The 3,567-nt window shown below is 55.8% G+C and carries 5 protein-coding genes; all 5 read left to right on the top strand.

The window, feature by feature from the left end; all coding sequences use genetic code 11:
- The first annotated feature begins 250 nt into the window (after window positions 1–250).
- Entirely contained in the window at window positions 251–778 is a 528-nt protein-coding gene (locus RE6C_RS04915) for a DUF4303 domain-containing protein (protein WP_008654431.1), read from the top strand.
- A gap of 653 nt (window positions 779–1,431) precedes the next feature.
- Window positions 1,432–1,821 carry a helix-turn-helix domain-containing protein gene (locus RE6C_RS32115; RefSeq protein WP_008654429.1) on the top strand — a complete coding sequence of 130 codons (390 nt, stop codon included), beginning with the start codon at window positions 1,432–1,434 and terminating at the stop codon, window positions 1,819–1,821.
- Window positions 1,822–1,987: 166 nt separating this feature from the next.
- A complete protein-coding gene (locus tag RE6C_RS04900) occupies window positions 1,988–2,374 on the top strand; it encodes a hypothetical protein (protein WP_008654427.1) in 387 nt (128 codons plus the stop codon).
- Between the two features lie 154 nt (window positions 2,375–2,528).
- Window positions 2,529–2,990 (top strand): DUF6389 family protein, encoded by a 462-nt coding sequence (locus RE6C_RS04895; protein ID WP_008654424.1) that lies wholly within the window; start codon window positions 2,529–2,531, stop codon window positions 2,988–2,990.
- 145 nt (window positions 2,991–3,135) lie between these two features.
- Window positions 3,136–3,567: hypothetical protein (locus RE6C_RS04890; protein WP_008654422.1), on the top strand; the 432-nt coding region annotated here is incomplete at its 3' end.

Genomic DNA, 3,567 nt, shown 5'->3' with positions numbered 1-3,567 from the left:
CCCCGCAGGACGTTCGTCTTGTCTGCCAGCGGGGAAGGTGTGATTGCCGCCGGGTCTCAGCGTCAAAAACACCGATATTGCATCCCGGCAACCGGCGGAGCGAACGCAATCCCACCTCGATGCGTCCTCGCCCAGTCGCCCAATTGCTGCAGACCGAGCCCCCTTCAGCTAAAATCAACACCCGTTCTCCCCCATTTCCAAGCATAGACGACACCCTGTCGTCCAGAACCCCGTTAGGCGACCTCAGTTAATGGTAGTTCCAACCGTCGAACAACTGACCGACGCGGTTGTTGACGCTGCCGCGACTGCATTCCGCGAACTCTTCGCCACGGGCGAGACCTTCTACTACTGCGTGCTTATCACGACTGGCGACGCGCTACCCCCGTACATTGCGGCGTGGTCACATGAATCGCTCGCCAACGCGGGTGATCCGGAGCTTGATCGCTGGCACTACGCTTCGTCACCATACCTCGACTTCGGTTCCCAACACTTTGCCTCGGTGCGTGATCTTTGGTTCGCTCGCCCTGCAATCGACACCGGCGACTGGCGCACCGAATACCATCTGCGCATGACTGCGCTCGAATCGGCCATGCTTCGTCTTGATGCAGCGGATGTCTTTGGTTCCGCTGACGCCCGGCAGCGACTCATGATTAACGTCGAGGTTGTACCGCCGGATCACACGAACACCGAGCGTGCAATACGACTCAATCCGCCTGAATCAATCACGCAGTGGCTTGCCGAGGCTGCCGAACCACTCGATGATGGCACGGTCGCCTAACATGGTTTTTACGCTAGGCCTTCGGCACACCTTCGTTGGTAGGCAACGTGCGATGGCATTGGTACAATTTCTCGTGATTCAAACTCCACCGCTTCGGTAACGGCGGTGTCGTAAAAACCTTCCGTTGTCGGGCATAGATCAACTCAAATGACGATGTCCCCACACGACTGGCCACTGGATTGCGACGTAACCCTCGACGCCGTCCGGTCGTTGCACACCCCCGCTGGACACTACCGCATCAGCCCCGGCTCTTATCCTGCTGGCACGTCATTTCCCGGCATCTCTCGTGCTGGGCGCGTCTACGTGCTTTCCGGCGCCTGTAGCTACACGTTCGACCACTCGACCGTTCAACTCTCAGCGCCGTCATACTTTGACCACCCCGAAGGTGGTTACAATTTCGCGGTGGATGGTGATGATGAGGTCTCGCTTATTCACGTGTGGTTGCTCCCGCCGGAGTTTCGCCACAATGAGTCCTGATTGAGACTCCTCTCGTGATTCAATGCCCGACAACATGGTTTTTACGCTAGGGCCTTCGGCACACCTTCCATGTTTGGCAACGCGGGCTGGCATTGGTACAATCTCTCGTAGTTCCGACATCGTTCGCTTCGTTCAGGGCGGTGTCGTAAAAACCTTCCGTTGTGCGGCAACAGCCGATGGAGAAATTCAACTTTGCCACCGCTTGGATTTTCGCTTCGGTAACCGCCGATGGTGGTGTTGACCTTCCGTTGCTCATTGGCGCGGCCGACTCTCTCAATCACGCGATCCCAACTGTTGGCGAAATAACTCGCTCGCTCAAGGCGTTGTATCGTTGCGGACTCGTGGACATCCGTGATGGTCGCATCCTGCTCACTCCTCACGGTCGCGCTGTTGCCGACGATGGTTTCGCGCGTCGTGGCGGGCGTTTCTCTATCCCCGACAACATACGCAAATCGCTCGATACGGCGAACCATCCATCGGTCGACTCGGAACCCGACCTTTCGTTCGTCACCGATGAAACCGTGTCGGCAGCATTCCAAGAATACCGCAAGATGTTGGGAACCTGATTGGCACTTCAGTTGCCGCACAACATGGTTTTTACGCTAAGGCCTTCGGCACACCTTCCACGTTTGGCTATGCGGGCTGGCCTTGGTAGAATCTCTCTTAGTTCAGGCATCGTTCGCTTCGTTTAGGGCGGTGTCGTAAAAACCTTCCGTTGTCGGACAGAAACCAGTGGCTACCTACTACTTCTACGACATCTCCCCCGCCGATGACGCTGACTGCCTGTCGATCGATGACGTCGTGACTCGGGTCGCCGACACGTTTCCGCGACACGAGATCAGCGCTGAAGAGGCGCAGTCCGACGCAAAGAAACGGCTTGCAGCACTTGAAGGCTTGAACGCACCCGAAGAAATCTGCCGCATCTACCGCGAAGGCAAACCTGTTCGCTGCCGAATTGCTGAACCGGATGCCAAGGAATATCTCGAATTTGATGTCTGGGAGAATCAAGGCATACAGATCTATCCTTACCCCAAGGATGTTGAGAATTGCTGCCTTCCGTTGGCGCACAAGCTCGCGGAATTGTTGGGCTATCGACTTGCTTGCGAGGAATACGACTAGGTAGCGTCTTGTCCGACAACATGGTTTTTACGCTAGGCTTTCGGCACACCTTCCTACTTTGGCAACGCAGGCTGGCCTTGGTACAATTTCTCGTAGCTCAGACATCGTTCGCTTCGTTTAGGGCGGTGTCGTAAAAACCTTCCGTTATGCGGACATGACCGAATCCGAATTCATCGCTGAACTGACTGCTGTCCTCGACGGGCAATCTGATGCTGCGCGTACCCTGATTCCGCTGTTGCTTGCATCGCTCCCCGCCGCAGCAACCCGTCTCGACTTGCAGGTTTTCCCGGCGCAGGATGGCGACGGTTTCTTCACCGTTCGCGCTTCGGTCGACGGCCCCGACTTGTACGTCATCAACAAATCCATCGACGCACACGCCGACCTGTTTGACGCCAAATACACCGAAGATGGCGTCCAGCCTCCAATTCCAATCGTGGACTGCTTCGACGTTGATTATCCCGTCAATGACATCGTGGTCGATTGTGCTGCAAAATGGTTGCAAACCGTCTGGCAATCACTTGGCGACGTCCAATGCGAGATTCCGGTCTTAATCGTTGGTCACGATGACTATGGGACGGTTACGCCAATCAAACTCCACTCTGGCGCTGCCGCATAACATGGTTTTTACGCAAGGGCCTTCGGCACACCTTCCAACTTTGTCAACGCGGGCTGGCCTTGGTACAATTTCCGTAGTTCAGACATCGCTCGCTTCGTTTAGGGCGGTGTCGTAAAAACCTTCCGTTAGACGCCCCTAGTCACCCATGGATCAATCCGTTCGCGACATACTGACCGCCGCAGACCGGTTGGGCGAATGGGAGTTTCCCTCTGACGGCGACGACTACAAATCGCTGTGGGCTGACCTCGACGCGCTCGTGCCGCAACTTGAAGCACTCGTGGGTTTCTCGCTCGACGTCGATCGCAACGTTCAGGATGCCTCGTTCTTGACTGACGTTGGTTTGCTTGACTCACGTTACTACGATCGCAAGACCGGCACTGGCGCGATCTGCTACATATTCTCGTTTCGTTTTTCTAACTTTTCTCGATTGTTCACGCTTCATGGCGCTGAATGGGAATCGCGATTCGATGAACTCCGACTTGGCGAATGCCGCCAGCTGCTCGAACAACACAACTTTACGTACGTTCCGGCCAATGCGCTCGATTGCGACTATTCCGGCGTTAACGGCCCTGATAAT

Origin of the sequence: Rhodopirellula europaea 6C (assembly GCF_000338295.1) — a bacterium.
GTDB lineage: Bacteria > Planctomycetota > Planctomycetia > Pirellulales > Pirellulaceae > Rhodopirellula > Rhodopirellula europaea.
This window is presented reverse-complemented; position numbering and strand designations above follow the sequence as displayed.